Source organism: Variovorax sp. Soil_C_17 (assembly GCF_057657265.1).
In genome coordinates, this window is record NZ_JBDGIT010000003.1 from 624,672 (window position 1) to 639,457 (window position 14,786).

Sequence of the window (14,786 nt, forward strand, 5' to 3'; positions counted from 1 at the left end):
TTGCGCCATCAGTCGTGCGTGCCAAGCGGTGCAGCGGGCTGGGGCCGCAGGCCGCCGCCGCCACCGGAACTGCCGTCGTGCGCAGCGCCGTGCGGCGCCGCCGGATGCTGGGCCGAGACGAAGCTGTCGTCGTCCGCCACGTGCGGCACTGCGCCGTGCAGCTTGAGCGGCCGGTTGCCCGTGAGCTTGCGCAGCGTGACGTAGAACACCGGCGTCAGGAACAGGCCGAAGGCCGTCACGCCGATCATCCCGGCGAACACCGCCACGCCCATGGCCGAGCGCATCTCGGAGCCCGCGCCCGTGGCCAGCACCAGCGGCAGCACACCCATCACGAAAGCCAGCGAGGTCATCAGGATCGGACGCAGCCGCAGGCGGCTGGCCTCGATCGCGGCCTGTATCGGCGTTCGCCCGGCGAACTCGAGCTCGCGTGCGAACTCCACGATCAGGATCGCGTTCTTCGCGCTCAATCCGACCAGCACGATCAGCCCGATCTGCGTGAAGACGTTGTTGTCCCCGCCGGAAATCCATACCCCCGTCATCGCGGCCAGCAGGCCCATGGGCACGATCAGGATGATCGACAGCGGCAACGTCAGGCTCTCGTACTGCGCCGCCAGCACCAGGAACACCAGCAGGATGGCGAGCGGGAACACCAGCACCGCCGAATTGCCGGCCAGGATCTCCTGGTAGGTCAGCTCGGTCCACTCGTAGCTCACGCCCTTGGGCAGGGTCTCGGCGGCGATGCGCTCGATCGCGTCCTGCGCCTGGCCCGAGGAGAAGCCGGGCGCGGGACCGCCGTTGATGTCGGCGGCGAGGTAGCCGTTGTAGCGCATCGCGCGCTCGGGGCCGAAGCTCGAATTGACCTTCATCAGCGCAGAGAGCGGCACCATCTCGCCCGTGTTCGAGCGCACCTTGAGCAGGCCGACGTCCTCGGCGCGCGCGCGGTACGGCGCATCCGCCTGCACGCGCACGGTGTAGGTGCGGCCGAACTTGTTGAAGTCGTTCGCATACAGGCTGCCGAGGTAGATCTGCATGGTGTCGAAGATGTCCTGCACCGGCACACCGAGCTGGCGCGCCTTGGTGCGGTCGATGTCGGCATAGAGCTGCGGCACGTTGACCTGCCAGCTGGTGAACATGCCGGCCAGCTCCGGCGCCTGGCGGGCCTTGGTCATGAAGGCCTTGACCGCCGCGTCCATCTGCTCGTAGCCGACCGAGCCGCGGTCTTCCAGCTGCAGCTTGAAGCCGCCCGTGGTGCCCAGGCCCGCCACCGGCGGCGGCGGGAACATCACGATGAAGGCGTCCTGGATGCCGGCGAACTGCTGGTTGAGCTGGCCCGCCACCGCGCCGCCGCTCTGGTCGGCGCGCTGGCGCTCGGCAAAGGGCTTCAAGGTCGCGAACACGATGCCCGAGTTCGAGCTGTTGGTGAAGCCGTTGATCGACAGGCCCGGGAAGGCCACCGCATCCTCGACGTTCGGGTTCTTCTTCGTGATCTCGCCCATGCGCTGGATCACCTCTTCCGTGCGGTCCAGCGTGGCGCCGTCGGGCAACTGCGCGAAGCCGATCAGGTACTGCTTGTCCTGCGCCGGCACGAAGCCGCTGGGCACGGCCTTGAAGAGGCCGAAGGTCACGCCGATCAGCGCCAGGTAGATCACCAGCATCAGCGTCTTGCGCGAGATCACGCCCTTGACGCCGCCGCTGTAGGCCTCGGCACCGCGGTGGAAGAACTTGTTGAAGCCGCGGAACAGCCAGCCGAACATGCGGTCCATGCCGCGCGTCAGCGCGTCCTTGGGCTCGTCGTGGCCCTTGAGCAGCAGCGCAGCGAGCGCGGGCGACAAGGTCAGCGAGTTGATCGCCGAGATCACGGTCGAGATGGCGATCGTCACCGCGAACTGCCGATAGAACTGCCCGGTCAGGCCGCTGATGAAGGCCAGCGGCACGAACACCGCCACGAGCACCAGCGCGATCGCGATGATCGGGCCCGAGACCTCGCGCATGGCGCGGTAGGTCGCCTCGCGCGGCGTCAGCCCGGCCTCGATGTTGCGTTCGACGTTCTCGACCACCACGATGGCGTCGTCCACCACGATGCCGATCGCCAGCACCAGGCCGAAGAGCGACAGCGCGTTGATCGAGAAGCCCAGCACATGCAGCACGGCGAAGGTGCCGATCACCGACACCGGCACCGCCAGCAGCGGGATGATGGAGGCGCGCCAGGTCTGCAGGAACAGGATCACGACCAGCACCACCAGCAGGATGGCCTCGAGCAGCGTGTGCACCACCGATTCGATGGAGGCGCGCACGAATTGCGTCGGGTCGTAGGCGATGCGGTATTCCACGCCCTCGGGCATGTTCTTGTTGATCTCCGCCATCGTCTTGCGCACGTTGGCCGAGATGTCGAGCGCGTTGGAGTTCGGTGCCTGGAAGACGCCGATGCCGACCGCGGCGTCGTTGTTGAGCAGCGAGCGCAGGGAGTAGTCCGCCGAGCCGAGCTCGAGGCGGCCGATGTCGCGCAGCCGCGTCACCTCGCCGTTGGCGCCCGTCTTGACGATGATGTCGCCGAACTCCTCTTCGCTCTGCAGCCGGCCCTGGGCGTTGATGGACAACTGCATGTCCACGCCCGGCAGGCCCGGCGAGGCGCCGACCACGCCGGCGGCCGCCTGCACGTTCTGGCCGCGGATCGCCGCCACCACGTCGCTGGCCGAGAGGCCGCGCTGCGCCACCTTCTGCGGGTCGAGCCAAACGCGCATGGAGTAGTCGCCGCCGCCGAAGATCTGCACCTGGCCCACGCCCTCGATGCGTGCGAGGCGATCCTTGACGTTGAGCACCGCGTAGTTGCGCAGGTAGGTCATGTCGTAGCGGTCGTTGGGCGACACGAGGTGCACGACCATCGTGAGGTCCGGCGCGCTCTTGACCGTGGTCACGCCCAGCCGCCGCACTTCCTCGGGCAGCCGCGGCTCGGCTTGCGAGACGCGGTTCTGCACCAGCTGCTGCGCCTTGTCGGGGTCGGTGCCGAGCTTGAAGGTGACGGTCAGCGTCATGACGCCGTCGGTGGTCGCCTGGCTGCCCATGTAGAGCATGCCCTCGACCCCGTTGATCTGCTCCTCGATCGGCGTGGCTACCGTCTCGGCGATCACCTTCGGATTGGCGCCCGGGTACTGGGCGCGCACCACCACCGAGGGCGGTGCGACTTCGGGGTATTCCGAGATCGGCAGGCCGCGCAAGGCGATCAGGCCGGCGATCAGCATCAACAGCGAGAGCACGCCCGCGAAGATCGGCCGATCGATGAAGAACTTGGATAGATTCATGGTGTTGTTTCCCTCGGGGATGGCGCCTTCACTCGGGTGCTCAGGACTTGGCGGCGCTCGCCACGCGCTGCGGTCCCCGCGCGTCGGCCTTGGCGTCCATGGTCACCTCCTGCGGCGCCACCAGGGCGCCCGGACGGATGTGCTGCAGGCCGTTGACGACCACGCGCTCGCCGGCCTTCAGGCCCTTGGTCACGACGCGCAGGCCATTGACCGGCGCACCCAGCGTGACCTCGCGCCACTCGGCCTTGTTGTCTTGCCCGACCACCATCACGAACTTCTTGTTCTGGTCGGTGCCGACGGCGCGCTCGCTCACCAGCAGCGCGGTGTCGGCGCGGGCCTGGCCCATGCGGATGCGGGCGAACTGGCCGGGGATCAGCGTGCCGTCCTTGTTGTCGAAGGCGGCGCGCACGCGCACCGTGCCGCTCTTGGCATCGACCTGGTTGTCGATCAGCTGCAGGCGGCCTTCGTAGGGCGTGCCTTCGAGGCCGGCGGTGCCCATCTGCACCGGAATGCCGTCGAGCTTGCCCCGGGCGCCGGCGCCGGGCGGCAGCTCCTTCAGGGCCTTGACCACCACCTGCTCGTCGGCGTCGAAGCTGGCGTAGATCGGGCTGACCGACACCAGCGTCGTCAGCACCGGCGCGCCGGGGCCCGCAGCGACCAGGTTGCCCACGGTCATTTCGAGCTTGCCGACGCGGCCCGACACCGGCGCCTTCACCTGCGTGTAGCCCAGGTTCAGGCGCGCGCTCTGCAGCTGGGCCTGCGCGGCGCGCAGGCTGGCCTCGGCCTCGCGGCCGGCATTGACGCGCTCGTCCAGCTCGCGCTGGGCGATGGCCTTGTCGTCCCACAGGCGGCGGGCGCGCTCCTGCTCGCTGCGCGTGAAGGCCGCGCGGGCCTGGGCCGAGGCCACCTGCGCCTCGGCGCGCTCGACCTCGGCCGCATAGGGCGCCGGGTCGATGGTGATCAGCAGATCGCCCTGCTTGACCAGCGCGCCTTCGCGGAAATGCGCCGCCAGGACCGCGCCGGCCACCCGCGAGCGAACATCGACCCGCTCGACCGCTTCGAGCCGGCCCGAGAACTCGTCCCAGGTGTTGACCTGCGTCGCGGCCACCACGGCCACTGACACGGGCGTGGCCCGCGGCTCGGCGACCGCGGGCGCATTGTTGGCCTCGGCCTTGAAGCTGGGCAGCCCGAGCAGGACGGCCGAGGCGATCGCCACCAGGGCGGTGATGCCGGTCACGGCGGGCCAGATGCGGCGGCTGACATTCGACTGCTTGTTGTTCGTTTGCATGATGAAGGTCCTCGTTGATAACTTTGAAAAGCAACAGGCCGGCCCGCGGCCCCAGGGCAGCAGGAAGGCGAAATCCGGCGCCACCGGTCAGTCCGGCGGACCCAGGAAGGTTTTAGAAAAGTTCGACCGGCGAAGCCGGCTGGCGCCTAGGCCGGGGGTGGCACCGGCGGCACCGTGGCAGCGAAAAATGCGCGCAGATGCCCACCCACTGTCTCCGAGCACGCGCAATCCCCTGAGTTGGGGTCGTACAAATCGTCCGGACACTTCGCGGCCGAAGGCAGCAGCGCCTTGGTGACCGGAATGCCCGCCTCATGCAGCCGTCGCGCGAAGCTCAGGGCCTCGTCGCGCATGGCGTCGTCTTCGCCGACCAGCACCAGCGCCGGTGCCAGCTCGGCCAGCCTGAGCGATGCACCCGGCACCGCGTAGGGGTGCGTGGCGTTCATCGGGCTGCTGAGGTATTCCTGCCAGCCCGAGGCCCAGCGGCAGCGGGCGACGTCGCCCGAGGCCTGGCGCAGCGACAGCGTGCCGGCGCAGGGGTCGAGCATCGGCGACAGCAGGATCTGGCCGGCCAGCGGCGGATGGGCGCGGTCGCGCGCCATCAGCGCCACCGCGGCCGCGAGGTTGCCGCCCGCCTCTTCGCCGGCGAGGTACACGCGGGCCCCCTTGCCGGCCAGCTTGACGCGCTGCTTGTAGAGCCACTCCAGCGCCGCGAAACCCACTTCGATGGGCTCTGGAAAGGGCTTCAGCGGATAGGCCACCGACAGCACCACCGCGCCGGCGGCCGTCAAAAGCCGCGCCACGTTGCGGCCATCGTCCAGGTTGCCGCTGGTGAAGGTGCCGCCATGGAAGTGCAGCACCAGGGGCACCGCTGTCCCCTTGGCCCGCTGGCCATAGAGGCGCGCCTGGACCGGCTCGCGCTCCGGCAGCGGAACGCTGATGTCGGTCTCCGTACCCGGCGCAGCGGCGCCGGCCGGGGCCTGGGCGGCTTCAGCAGGACGCGGAGTGGGACGGGATGACATGGGAACAACCTCGATGGGTGACGATGGGTTGAATATTAAGGGCCTCATTGGCGACTACAACAAGTTCGTCTACCTCACTCTGTTTCCAATCGGCTAACAATCGCCTAAGACGGCACATGTCAGAATCCGCCCCCCGCCCCTTCACGCGGGTTTATCCCTAGGAGCATCGATGGACCAGATCCAAGGCATGCGGATCTTTGTCCGCGTCGTGGAAGCCGGCACTTTCACCCGTGCCGCCGATTCGCTGGGCCTGCCCAAAGGCACGGTCACCAAGCAGATCCAGGCGCTGGAGTCTCGTCTGCATGTGAAGCTGCTGAACCGCACCACGCGGCGCGTGACCGTCACGCCCGACGGCGCCGCCTACTACGAGCGCACGGCGCGGCTGCTGAACGACTTCGACGAAATCGAAGCGAGCATGACCAACGCGCAAGCCAGCCCGACGGGGCGGCTGCGCATCGACGTGGGCTCGTCGACGGCGCGCATGATCATCCTGCCGGCGCTGGCCGGCTTCTGCGACCGCTACCCCGACATCCAGGTCGACCTCGGGGTGAGCGACCGGCCCGTCGACCTGATCAGCGACAACGTGGACTGCGTGATCCGCGCCGGCGACCTGACCGACCAGTCGCTGGTGGCGCGGCGCATCGGCACCCTCGCCTTCGTCACCGTGGCCTCGCCGGCCTACGTCAAGCGCTACGGCATCCCGCAGCATCCGAGCGACATCGAGAAGCGGCACCATGTGGTGAGCTATTTCGCGGCCGGCTCGCGCCGCATCTATCCGCACGAGTTCCAGAAGGGCGACGAGCACATCGAGATCGCCGGGCCCTACCGCGTCTCGGTCAACGAGGCCAATGCGCACCTGGCCGCCGTGCTGGGCGGCTTCGGGCTTTCGCAGTGCGTCACGTTCATGGCCGACCCGCACATCGAGCGCGGCGAGTTGATCGAATTGCTGCCGGAATGGACGCGGCCGCCGCTGCCGGTGCATGTGGTGTATCCGCCCAACCGGCACCTGAGCGCCAAGGTGCGGGTGTTCGTGGACTGGGCGGCAGATCTGTTCGCGAAGAATCCGAAGCTGCAGCGGCGCTGAAGCCGCTAGGGCTTTGCGGCGTGCCAGGCGCTGGCCAGTGCCGCCTGGCTGGCCGGTGGGAGCACGGAGAGGCGCACATGGTCCGGCAGGCCGAAGGACCGGGCATCGCGCAGTTGGACGCCGGCCTCGCGCAAGGCCGCCGAGCGCGGTGCATGCGGCACGTCGGGTCGGGCGCAGAAGTAGTTGGCCACGCTGGGCAGGACCGACCAGCCCATCGCGGCGCACAGGGCCTCCTGCTCGCGCTTCCAGTGGCGCAGCCGGTCGCGGCTGCTCGAAAGCCAATCCTGCGTCTCGGGCAGCGTCCAGGCCGCGAGCAGCGCCACGCCATGTGCGCCCAAGGGCCAGGAGGGCACGAGGCGCGCCAGACGCTGAACCATCCCGGTCGCTGCCAGCGGGGCGATCGCATAGGCCGCGCGCACGCCGGTCAGGCCCAGGGCCTTGTTCGGCGTCCAGAGTTGCCAGACGCGGTCCTTCTGCGCGGCGCTCAAGTCCAGCCGGCCCTCGAGGCGCAGGGGTTCATAGGCCAGGTCGAGCACGCAGGGGGTCGTGATCGCCAGCGCATCGACCAGCGTCCCCAAGCCCGGCTGGACCTGACCCAGCGGACTCGACGGATCGCAGCACCAGGCCAGCGCGCAGCCGGCCGGCGACTCGGGTTCGCGCCGAAGGTCGAGACCCCAGGCTGCTGCGGCGCTCCCATAGTCGCCATAGCTGTGCCGCGGCAGCCAGACCTCGCGCCCGCCCTGCTGCGCGACTGCGGCCGTGATGCGCGCGATGAATTCGCTGGCGCTCGCGGCGATCACGATGCGTTCGGGGTCGACGGCGTGGAAGCGGCCCAGCGACTCGCGCAGCGCGGTATGACGGGGGTCGGGGTAGCGGCTCGCATCGGCTTGCGCCAGCGCCCGCAGGGCCGTCGGGCAGGGGCCGCAGGCATTGGCATTGGTCGAGAAGTCGTGCCGCGCCGCGCCGCGGGCGTCGGGGCCGCCGTGCAAGACTTCTTCGTCGAAATCCGGTGCAGGGATCATGCGCCGGGCCATGTTGCCTGAAGGACCAAGGCGAGCGCCGCGAGGGCGCCCATCATCCAGACCACCCGGCCGGCCCGTGCTGCCGCGCACCGGGTATCGGCGGCCGTGGGCTCGCGGCCTGCGGGGTTCAGCACATAGACGCCAGGTTTGGCGAGACGCACGCCGAGGCGCAAAGCCATGGCGGCCATGGGCCAGCCGCTGTTGGGCGATGGCGTGAGGCCGGCTTGCCGGATGAGGGCGCGCGCCCCCACCCCAACCCTCCCCCGGAAGGCGAGGGAGCAAGGCAGGGTAAGGAGCAGCGCAGTCAGGCGCGCGGGCAGCCAGGAGAGCACATCGTCGGCGCGCGCCGCCCATTTGCCGGCCCACTCCCAGACAAGACCGTGCCGCTCGCCGCGGTAGCCCCACATCGCATCGGCGGTGTTGGCGAAGCGGTAGAGCGCGGCGCCGGGCAGGCCCAGCAGCAGGAACCAGAACAGCGGCGCGACCACCGAGTCGTTGAGGTTCTCGGCCAGCGACTCGATGGCGCTCTCGCGCACCGCGCCTTCGTCCAGCGTGCGGACATCGCGGCTCACGAGGTGCGTGAGGCGCGCGCGGCCTTCGGCGAGCGAGCAGGCCAGTGCGGCTTCGACCGCCAGCACCTCGTCGCGCAGCATGCGCCAGGCGAGCAGGGGCTTGAGGGCAAGGCCGAGCAGCAGCGCGGCAACCCAGGGCGGCAGGCGAGTGGCGGCGGCGCTCAGGGCCACGGCGGCCAGCACGACCGCTGCGCCGCCGGCGCACCAGGCCAGCGCGCCGGCGGCAAATGGCCCGGATCGGGCGGGCGGCGCGACCTCGTTGCGGGGCGCGATCCAAGGGCCGGCCCGGCCGAGGTAGCGGCCCATCCAGACGACGGGATGCCAGCGCGCCGGAGGTTCGCCGAGCACGCGATCGATCAAGAGGGCGAGGACGAGTGCTGCCGCGTGGATCAGCGGGGCGGTGCCCCCGCCCCAGCCCTCCCCCGGAGCGGGAAGGAGCGGGAGCCAGGGCATCTCGATCAATCCTCGATGCCGCGTTGTGCGGGGATGCCGGCCTTGAAGGCGTGCTTGATCATCTGCATCTCGGTCACGGTGTCGGCCAGCTCGACGATCTCGGGCGGGCAGCGCCGGCCCGTCAGCACCACATGCACGTCGCGCGGGCGCGTGCGCAGCGTCTCGAGCACGCCCTCGAGCGGCAGCCAGCCGTAGATCAGCGGATAAGTGATCTCGTCCAGCACGACCAGGAAGTGCTCGCCCGACAGGATCGCCGCCCTCGCCTTCTCCCAGCCTTCGCGCGCGAGTTGCGCAGAGCGCTCGAGGTCCTGGCTCTTCCAGCTGAAGCCGTCGCCCAGGCCCTCGATGGGAATGCCGATCTGCTCGAACATGCGGTGCTCGCCGAAGCGTGCGCTCGGCACCTTCATGAACTGGAAGATCTTCACCGCCTTGCCGCGGCCGTGCGCGCGCAGCGCCAGGCCGAAGGCTGCCGTGCTCTTGCCCTTGCCGTCGCCGGTGTTGACGATCACCAAGCCGCGGCGCTCGCCCTCGGGCTTTTCGTAGGGCTTGTCGCTGGGCGGGGTTTCGATTTGCATGGAATGTCCTTGTCGATGTGTCAGTGCGGTATTGCGATCCATTGGTCCGCCACGCGGTGCACGACGACGCGGCCGTCGAACACCGACTCCAGGGCCTGGTGGGTGGCCGGGTCATGGCAGCCGCCCTGGTGCAGCACGCGCCCGCCGGCCATCACCACCATCGCATCGGCGGCCAGAGCGACGTTGAGCTCGTGCAGCACGCTGATGACGGTGCGGCCCTCGGCCACCAGGCCGCGTGCGACCGCCATCCAGTCGGCCTGGTGCGGCGGGTCGAGGTTGGCCAGGGGCTCGTCCATCAGCAGCAGCTCGGCCTCGACGGCGAGCGCCCGCGCCAGCAGCACGCGTTGCCGCTCGCCGCCCGAGAGCTGCCCCAGCGGACGCTCCCGCCACGCCCACGCCTGGGTGCTGCGCAGCGCCCGCTCGACCGCCGCGCGATCGGCCTCGCTGGGCGCCGCCAGCCAGCGCTGGTGCGGCAGGCGGCCGAGCATGGCGACGTCGTAGACCATCAGGTCGTCCGCACTGCCCTCGCCCGGTCCGCCCTGGCCCAGCCAGGACAGCCGCCGCGCACGCACACGGCCCGGCAGGGACGAGAGCGGCTCGCCCCCCAGCCGCACCTCGCCGCGATGCGCCAGCAGCCCGGCCAACGCTTTCAGCAGCGTGGACTTGCCCGCGCCGTTGGGTCCGACGACGCTGGTCCAGCGCCCGGCCGCCAGCGCGAGATCGACCGCATGCAGCACCTCCACGCCGCCCAGCGTGGCGCTCAGCTGTCGGGCTTCCAGCGCCGCCGCCTGCATCAGAAGCCTCCGCGCGCGCTGCGCCGGTGCATGAGCCACAGCAGGTAGCTGCCGCCGAGCACGGCCGTCAGCACGCCGACCGGCAGTTCCTGCGGCGCGATCAGCCAGCGCGCGAGCAGGTCCGCCGCCATCAGCAGCAGGCCGCCCATGGCGGTGGACAGCACGAGCAGCCGCGCGTGCGTGGTCTTGACGGCCGAGCGCACCAGGTGCGGCGAGGCCAGGCCGACGAAGGCGATCAGCCCGGTCTGCGCCACCGCGGCGCCGGTGGCCAGCGCCAGCACCACGACCAGGGCCGCGCGCATCGCGGCGAGCGGCAGGCCCAGGCTGGCCGCGGTGGATTCGCCGAGCGCGAGGCCGTCGAGCAGCGGCGCCAGCATCCAGCCCAGCAGCAGGCAGGCCGCGCCCAGCGCACCCATCACGGCGCAGGCGCTCCACCCGACCAGGCCGGTGCTGCCGAGCATGAAGCCCACGATCGCCTGCAGGATGTCGGCCGAGGCGATGGTGATCAGGTCCTTGGCGGCCCCGAGCACCACGCCGACGATCACGCCCGCCAGCAGCAGCCGCAGCGTCTGCTGCACGCCGCGCGCCAGCATCAGCGTCAGCAGCACCGCCAGCACCGCGCCCAGGAAGGCCGCGCCGGTCAGGCCCAGGCGCACCACCCATTCGGTGCTGGTCGGCGAGACGCCGAACATCGCCAGCGCGATGGCCACGCCCAGCGAGGCGCCCGAGGCGCTGCCGAGCAGATACGGGTCGGCCAGCGGATTGCGGAACAGGCCCTGCGCCACCGCGCCCGCAAGGCCGAGCAGCGCTCCGGCCAGCCAGGCGCCGAGCGTGCGCGGCAGGCGGATGTCCCACACGATCTGCAGCGCGACGGGGTCGTGGCGCGCATCGAGCACGCTCTCGAAGCCGGTGCTGCCGATGCCCGCGCCCAGCACCAGCAGCGCCGCCCCGAGCGCCAGCAGCACGATGCCCAGCGCCAGCGCGCGGCGGTGCTGGCTCCTCACCCGGCGGCGCCTCCGCGCGCCTTCTGCCGGAGGCAGTCCGCCATCAGCCGCGCGGCCTCGCCCATGCGCGGGCCCGGGCGCACCAGCACGTCGGACTCCTCGGCGGTGAAGCGGCAGACGCGGCCCTCGCGCACGGCGCGCATGCCGCCCCAGCCCGGCCGCTGCTCCAGCCCCTGCGCGCTGCGCGCGCCGACCATGATCAGGTCGGGATCGGCGCGCACCACGTATTCCGGATTGAGCTTGGGAAAGGGCCCCAGCGAGGGCGGCACGATGTTCTTCACGCCCAGCCGGGCGAGCGTCTCCCCGATGAAGGAGCTCTCGCCCGCCGCATAGGGCGCGTTGTTGACCTCGAAGTACACGCGCGTGCGCGCGGCGCCGGCGGGCAGCGACTGCGCCGCCGCCGACACGCTGGCATCGATGTCGCGCCACACCTGCTGCGCATCGCCGCTGCCCAGCACCTGCGCCACCGCCTCGAGCACGCGCCGCACGTCGACATGGCTCTTGGGCTCGAGCGCCAGCACCTTGAGGCCCAGCGCCTCCAGCCGCCCGCTGACGCGCGAGGACTTGGCGAGCAGCACCACGTCGGGCTTGAGCGCGACGATGGCCTCGACGTTGGGGTCGATGCCGCCGCCGAGCTGCGGCAGCGCCCGGACCGGCGCGGGCCAGTTGGAATAGCGGTCGACGCCGACCAGCCGCTCGCAGCCGCCCAGCGCGCAGACCGACTCGGTCAGCGAGGGCAGCAGCGTCACGATGCGCTGCGGCGGCCGCGGCAGCTCCACGCGCACGCCGCGCTCGTCGGTCACGACGACGGCGGTGGCCGCGAGCGCCCACAGGCCCAGCAAGCCGGCGAACAGGCGCCTGGCGAAGGAATTCATGAAGGATCTTTCAGGCTGAGCGGCAGGCCGGCCGCCATCAGCGTCACGCGATCGCAAACCGCCGCCACCGCCTGGTTGAGCCGGCCCAGCGCATCGACGAAGGCGCGCGTCTCGCGTCCCATCGGGATCACGCCCAGTCCGATCTCGTTGCTCACCAGCAGCACCGGGCCGCGGGCCTCGTGCAGCGCGTGCAGCAAGACGGTCTGCGCCGTGTCGGCGAGCGACGGCGCTGCGCTGCCCGATCCGGCGGGCATCAGAAGATTGGTGAGCCACAGCGTCAGGCAGTCGACCAGCACCAGCGTGCCGGGCTCGCTGTGCCGGACCAGGGCGGGGCCGAGCTGGACCGGCTCTTCCACCGTGACGAGCCCGGGCACGCGCTGCGCCCGGTCGGCGCGATGGCGCGCGATGCGCTCGCGCATTTCCGCATCGTGCGCGGTCGCCGTCGCGATCAGCACCGCACGATGCGCCGGGTCGCGCGCCAGCCAGCCGGCCGCGCGCTGCTCGGCGCGGCGCGACTTGCCGCTGCGCTGACCGCCGAGGATCAGCGCGCGCTCATGGGGCTTCAGGTCTTCGGTTGCCACCGCAGGGTCAGGTAGACGGCGCGTCCGCGCTGGTTGTAGCCGAAGGCGGTCTCGTAGTTCACGTCGTTGAGGTTCGTGATGCGGCCTTGCACGGCCCAATCCTTCGACACCTTGTATTCGCCATAGAGGTCCACGGTGGTGAAGTTGCCAAGCCGCATGGTATTGCCGCTGTCGTCGAAGCGCCGGCCCACGTGCAGCGCCGAGGCGCCGAACTTCCAGGGGCCGACCGCATAGTCGACGCCGACCGAGGCCTGGTTCTTCGCGCGGCGCGGCAGTTGCCGGCCGTTGAGCTCGTTGCGCGGGTCGAGCGAGTCGACGCTGGCGCGCAGGGTCCACGGCCCGAACTGGCCGTCGTAGCCCAGCGTCCAGCCCTCGATGCGCGCACGAGGGATGTTCTCCGGGCGCGTGGTGCTGGTGATGAAGCCGCGGATCTTGTTGTCGTAGCGCACCAGCTTCACGCTGTGGCCGTCCTGGCTCCAGGTGATGCCCACGTCGGTGTTCTTGCCCTCTTCCGGCTGCAGCGCGGGGTTGCCGAAGTTCGGGTAGTAGAGCTGGTTGAACGAGGGCGCGACGAAGCTGGTGCCGTGCGACGCATGCACGCGCCAGTTCGGCGAGATCCGATAGCCGTAGCCCGCGAACCAGGTGTTGTTGTCGCCGAACTGCGAGTTCTGGTCGTGCCGCGTGTTGAGCTGCCAGCTGTGATTGCCGGCGCTGCCGTTGAGGCCGACGAAGGCCGAGTCGATGTCGCGCCGGGTCACGGTATAGGCCGTGTCGCTGTTCACCTCCTGCACGCGGCGCTCCAGGCCGGCGACCACGGTGCCGATCGGCGTCGCGATGTCGTTCTGCCAGAGGTACTCCTTCTGCGTGGTCTCGAACAGGCCCGGCAGGTTGAACGGCTCCGCCACGATGTTGCGCGTGTAGTCGCGGCTCTGCGCATAGCGCAGCTGCGTCTTCCAGCCCGAGGTCACGGCGCCGCTCACGCCGAGGTAGGCGGTCTGCGTGCGCGCCCGGTTGCGCGTGTTCCAGTCCGGGCCGTCGTCGTAGTGGTTGATGCCCTCGGAATACAGCAGGCCGCTGTCGACCTTCCAGTCGGGGTTGATCTGGAAGCCCAGCGAGGCATTGAGCGCGCTCTGCAGGAAAGGATCGCGATCCGGATTGAAGTTGCCGAAGGGCACCCGGCGGTTGGTCGAGGAGAAGCCCTTGTCGATGGTGCGTTGCGCATCGAGCGAATAGGTGAAGGGGCCCGATGCGCCGCTGAAGCCGCCCGTGATCTGCTTGTAGCCCTCGCTGCCGAGGGTGGTCGAGGCGCGCGGATTGAAGGAATCTTCGCCCGGCTTGCCTTTGCGCGTGAAGATCTGCACCACGCCGCCGACGCCGTCGCTGCCGTACAGCGCCGAGGCAGGGCCCTTGACCACCTCGATGCGCTCGATCATCTCGACCGGGATGTTCTCCCACGCCGGCGCGCCGGCCGTGGCCGAGCCGTAGCGCACGCCGTCGATCAGGAGGAGGGTGTGGCGCGCCTCGGCGCCGCGGATGAATACGCCGCTGGCCTTGCCGGCGCCGCCGTTGGACGTGATCTGCACGCCCGCGACCCGCTGCAGGATCTCGGGCAGCGTGCGGCTGGCCTGCTGCTCGATCTGCGCGCGGTCGATGACCACCGTGTCCGACACCAGCTCATCGGCGCGGGTGGGCGTGCGGGTGGCGGTCACCAGCGTTTCGGGCAGCGCCGGGGAGGATTGCGCGAGGGCGGGCGCCGGGGCACAGGCGAGGCCGCCGAGCATGGATGCGATGGCGAAGGACAAGAGGCTGGGCGCCGTGCGGGGGCGCGGCAGGCCGCGACCATCGGCATGCGCGGAAGTAACGCAGGAAGTCATCATGGAACACAAGAGATCATCAATGCCCGCCACCGGCTTCCCCGCCGGTGCTTGGACGTCATGGCCACCGCCTGCTCGCGCATGCGGCAGCCGCCTCGTTGGCCGGTATCCGGGCTGACAACGCGGCCCCCGCCGCCTTCCCAGGCACCTGTTTCAGGGCGCCCAGTGGCTTTTCGACGAGGGTGGCACCGAGGGCGTGCCGGCTGTTTGACCGTTGCGGGGGCAGCGCAGGCTGGCTGGGCCCTGAAGGGCTTCGACTCCTGCTTCCCGTTGAACTGCGCCGCGTGAACCACGGCGCGAAGCACCAACGCGCGGGATTTTATGTGTAAACGCAGGCTTAGCCGGA

General features: G+C 70.4%; 12 protein-coding genes and 1 riboswitch. Of the genes, 1 reads left to right on the forward strand and 11 read right to left on the reverse strand.

All coding sequences use genetic code 11. From position 1 onward, the window contains the following. Positions 1–8: 8 nt before the first annotated feature. The 3 genes from AC3A6Y_RS18100 to AC3A6Y_RS18110 form a co-directional block, all read right to left on the reverse strand. Entirely contained in the window at positions 9–3,299 is a 3,291-nt protein-coding gene (locus AC3A6Y_RS18100) for an efflux RND transporter permease subunit (protein ID WP_487869601.1), read from the reverse strand. A gap of 40 nt (positions 3,300–3,339) precedes the next feature. Continuing rightward, a complete protein-coding gene (locus tag AC3A6Y_RS18105) occupies positions 3,340–4,587 on the reverse strand; it encodes an efflux RND transporter periplasmic adaptor subunit (protein ID WP_487869602.1) in 1,248 nt (415 codons plus the stop codon). Between the two features lie 146 nt (positions 4,588–4,733). After that, positions 4,734–5,606 (reverse strand): alpha/beta hydrolase, encoded by an 873-nt coding sequence (locus tag AC3A6Y_RS18110; RefSeq protein WP_487869603.1) that lies wholly within the window; start codon positions 5,604–5,606, stop codon positions 4,734–4,736. Positions 5,607–5,775: 169 nt separating this feature from the next. Here AC3A6Y_RS18110 and AC3A6Y_RS18115 point away from each other — a divergent pair, with 169 nt between their 5' ends. Next, on the forward strand, positions 5,776–6,690 hold the full coding sequence (locus AC3A6Y_RS18115; RefSeq protein ID WP_487869604.1) for a LysR family transcriptional regulator: 915 nt from the start codon (positions 5,776–5,778) through the stop codon (positions 6,688–6,690). A gap of 5 nt (positions 6,691–6,695) precedes the next feature. Here the strand turns inward: AC3A6Y_RS18115 and AC3A6Y_RS18120 are convergent, their stop codons facing one another. Genes AC3A6Y_RS18120 through AC3A6Y_RS18155 form a run of 8 tightly spaced genes read right to left on the reverse strand, consistent with a single transcriptional unit; the run spans position 6,696 to position 14,368 of the window. Beyond that, on the reverse strand, positions 6,696–7,712 hold the full coding sequence (locus tag AC3A6Y_RS18120) for an aminotransferase class I/II-fold pyridoxal phosphate-dependent enzyme (protein ID WP_487869605.1): 1,017 nt from the start codon (positions 7,710–7,712) through the stop codon (positions 6,696–6,698). Next, on the reverse strand, positions 7,709–8,737 hold the full coding sequence (gene cbiB, locus AC3A6Y_RS18125; RefSeq protein ID WP_487869606.1) for an adenosylcobinamide-phosphate synthase CbiB: 1,029 nt from the start codon (positions 8,735–8,737) through the stop codon (positions 7,709–7,711). The genes AC3A6Y_RS18120 and cbiB overlap by 4 nt, the downstream gene beginning before the upstream one ends. Positions 8,738–8,742: 5 nt before the next feature. Beyond that, entirely contained in the window at positions 8,743–9,312 is a 570-nt protein-coding gene (gene cobO, locus AC3A6Y_RS18130) for a cob(I)yrinic acid a,c-diamide adenosyltransferase (RefSeq protein ID WP_487869607.1), read from the reverse strand. Positions 9,313–9,332: 20 nt separating this feature from the next. Continuing rightward, entirely contained in the window at positions 9,333–10,106 is a 774-nt protein-coding gene (locus AC3A6Y_RS18135; protein ID WP_487869608.1) for an ABC transporter ATP-binding protein, read from the reverse strand. Beyond that, entirely contained in the window at positions 10,106–11,110 is a 1,005-nt protein-coding gene (locus tag AC3A6Y_RS18140) for a FecCD family ABC transporter permease (RefSeq protein WP_487869609.1), read from the reverse strand. Before AC3A6Y_RS18140 ends, AC3A6Y_RS18135 begins: the two co-directional genes overlap by 1 nt. Further along, the gene (locus AC3A6Y_RS18145; RefSeq protein WP_487869610.1) at positions 11,107–11,985 is read right to left on the reverse strand and encodes an ABC transporter substrate-binding protein; all 879 of its coding nucleotides are present in this window, start codon (positions 11,983–11,985) and stop codon (positions 11,107–11,109) included. Before AC3A6Y_RS18145 ends, AC3A6Y_RS18140 begins: the two co-directional genes overlap by 4 nt. Further along, positions 11,982–12,566: a bifunctional adenosylcobinamide kinase/adenosylcobinamide-phosphate guanylyltransferase gene (cobU, locus tag AC3A6Y_RS18150; RefSeq protein ID WP_487869611.1), complete on the reverse strand. Its 585-nt coding sequence runs from the start codon at positions 12,564–12,566 to the stop codon at positions 11,982–11,984. The genes AC3A6Y_RS18145 and cobU overlap by 4 nt, the downstream gene beginning before the upstream one ends. Further along, complete coding sequence (locus tag AC3A6Y_RS18155; protein WP_487869612.1) at positions 12,548–14,368, reverse strand: TonB-dependent receptor domain-containing protein; 1,821 nt, start codon at positions 14,366–14,368, stop codon at positions 12,548–12,550. Before AC3A6Y_RS18155 ends, cobU begins: the two co-directional genes overlap by 19 nt. Positions 14,369–14,523: 155 nt before the next feature. Beyond that, positions 14,524–14,763, reverse strand: a riboswitch (cobalamin riboswitch). Positions 14,764–14,786: the final 23 nt, after the last annotated feature.

Excerpts from the sequence above, each read along its gene's own strand:
- cbiB (WP_487869606.1), bottom strand. The coding sequence starts at position 8,737 with ATGCCCTGGCTCCCGCTCCTTCCCGCTCCGGGGGAGGGCTGGGGCGGG.
- AC3A6Y_RS18115 (WP_487869604.1), top strand. The coding sequence starts at position 5,776 with ATGGACCAGATCCAAGGCATGCGGATCTTTGTCCGCGTCGTGGAAGCC.
- cobO (WP_487869607.1), bottom strand. The coding sequence starts at position 9,312 with ATGCAAATCGAAACCCCGCCCAGCGACAAGCCCTACGAAAAGCCCGAG.
- AC3A6Y_RS18120 (WP_487869605.1), bottom strand. The coding sequence starts at position 7,712 with ATGATCCCTGCACCGGATTTCGACGAAGAAGTCTTGCACGGCGGCCCC.
- AC3A6Y_RS18105 (WP_487869602.1), bottom strand. The coding sequence starts at position 4,587 with ATGCAAACGAACAACAAGCAGTCGAATGTCAGCCGCCGCATCTGGCCC.
- AC3A6Y_RS18135 (WP_487869608.1), bottom strand. The coding sequence starts at position 10,106 with ATGCAGGCGGCGGCGCTGGAAGCCCGACAGCTGAGCGCCACGCTGGGC.
- AC3A6Y_RS18110 (WP_487869603.1), bottom strand. The coding sequence starts at position 5,606 with ATGTCATCCCGTCCCACTCCGCGTCCTGCTGAAGCCGCCCAGGCCCCG.
- AC3A6Y_RS18100 (WP_487869601.1), bottom strand. The coding sequence starts at position 3,299 with ATGAATCTATCCAAGTTCTTCATCGATCGGCCGATCTTCGCGGGCGTG.
- AC3A6Y_RS18145 (WP_487869610.1), bottom strand. The coding sequence starts at position 11,985 with ATGAATTCCTTCGCCAGGCGCCTGTTCGCCGGCTTGCTGGGCCTGTGG.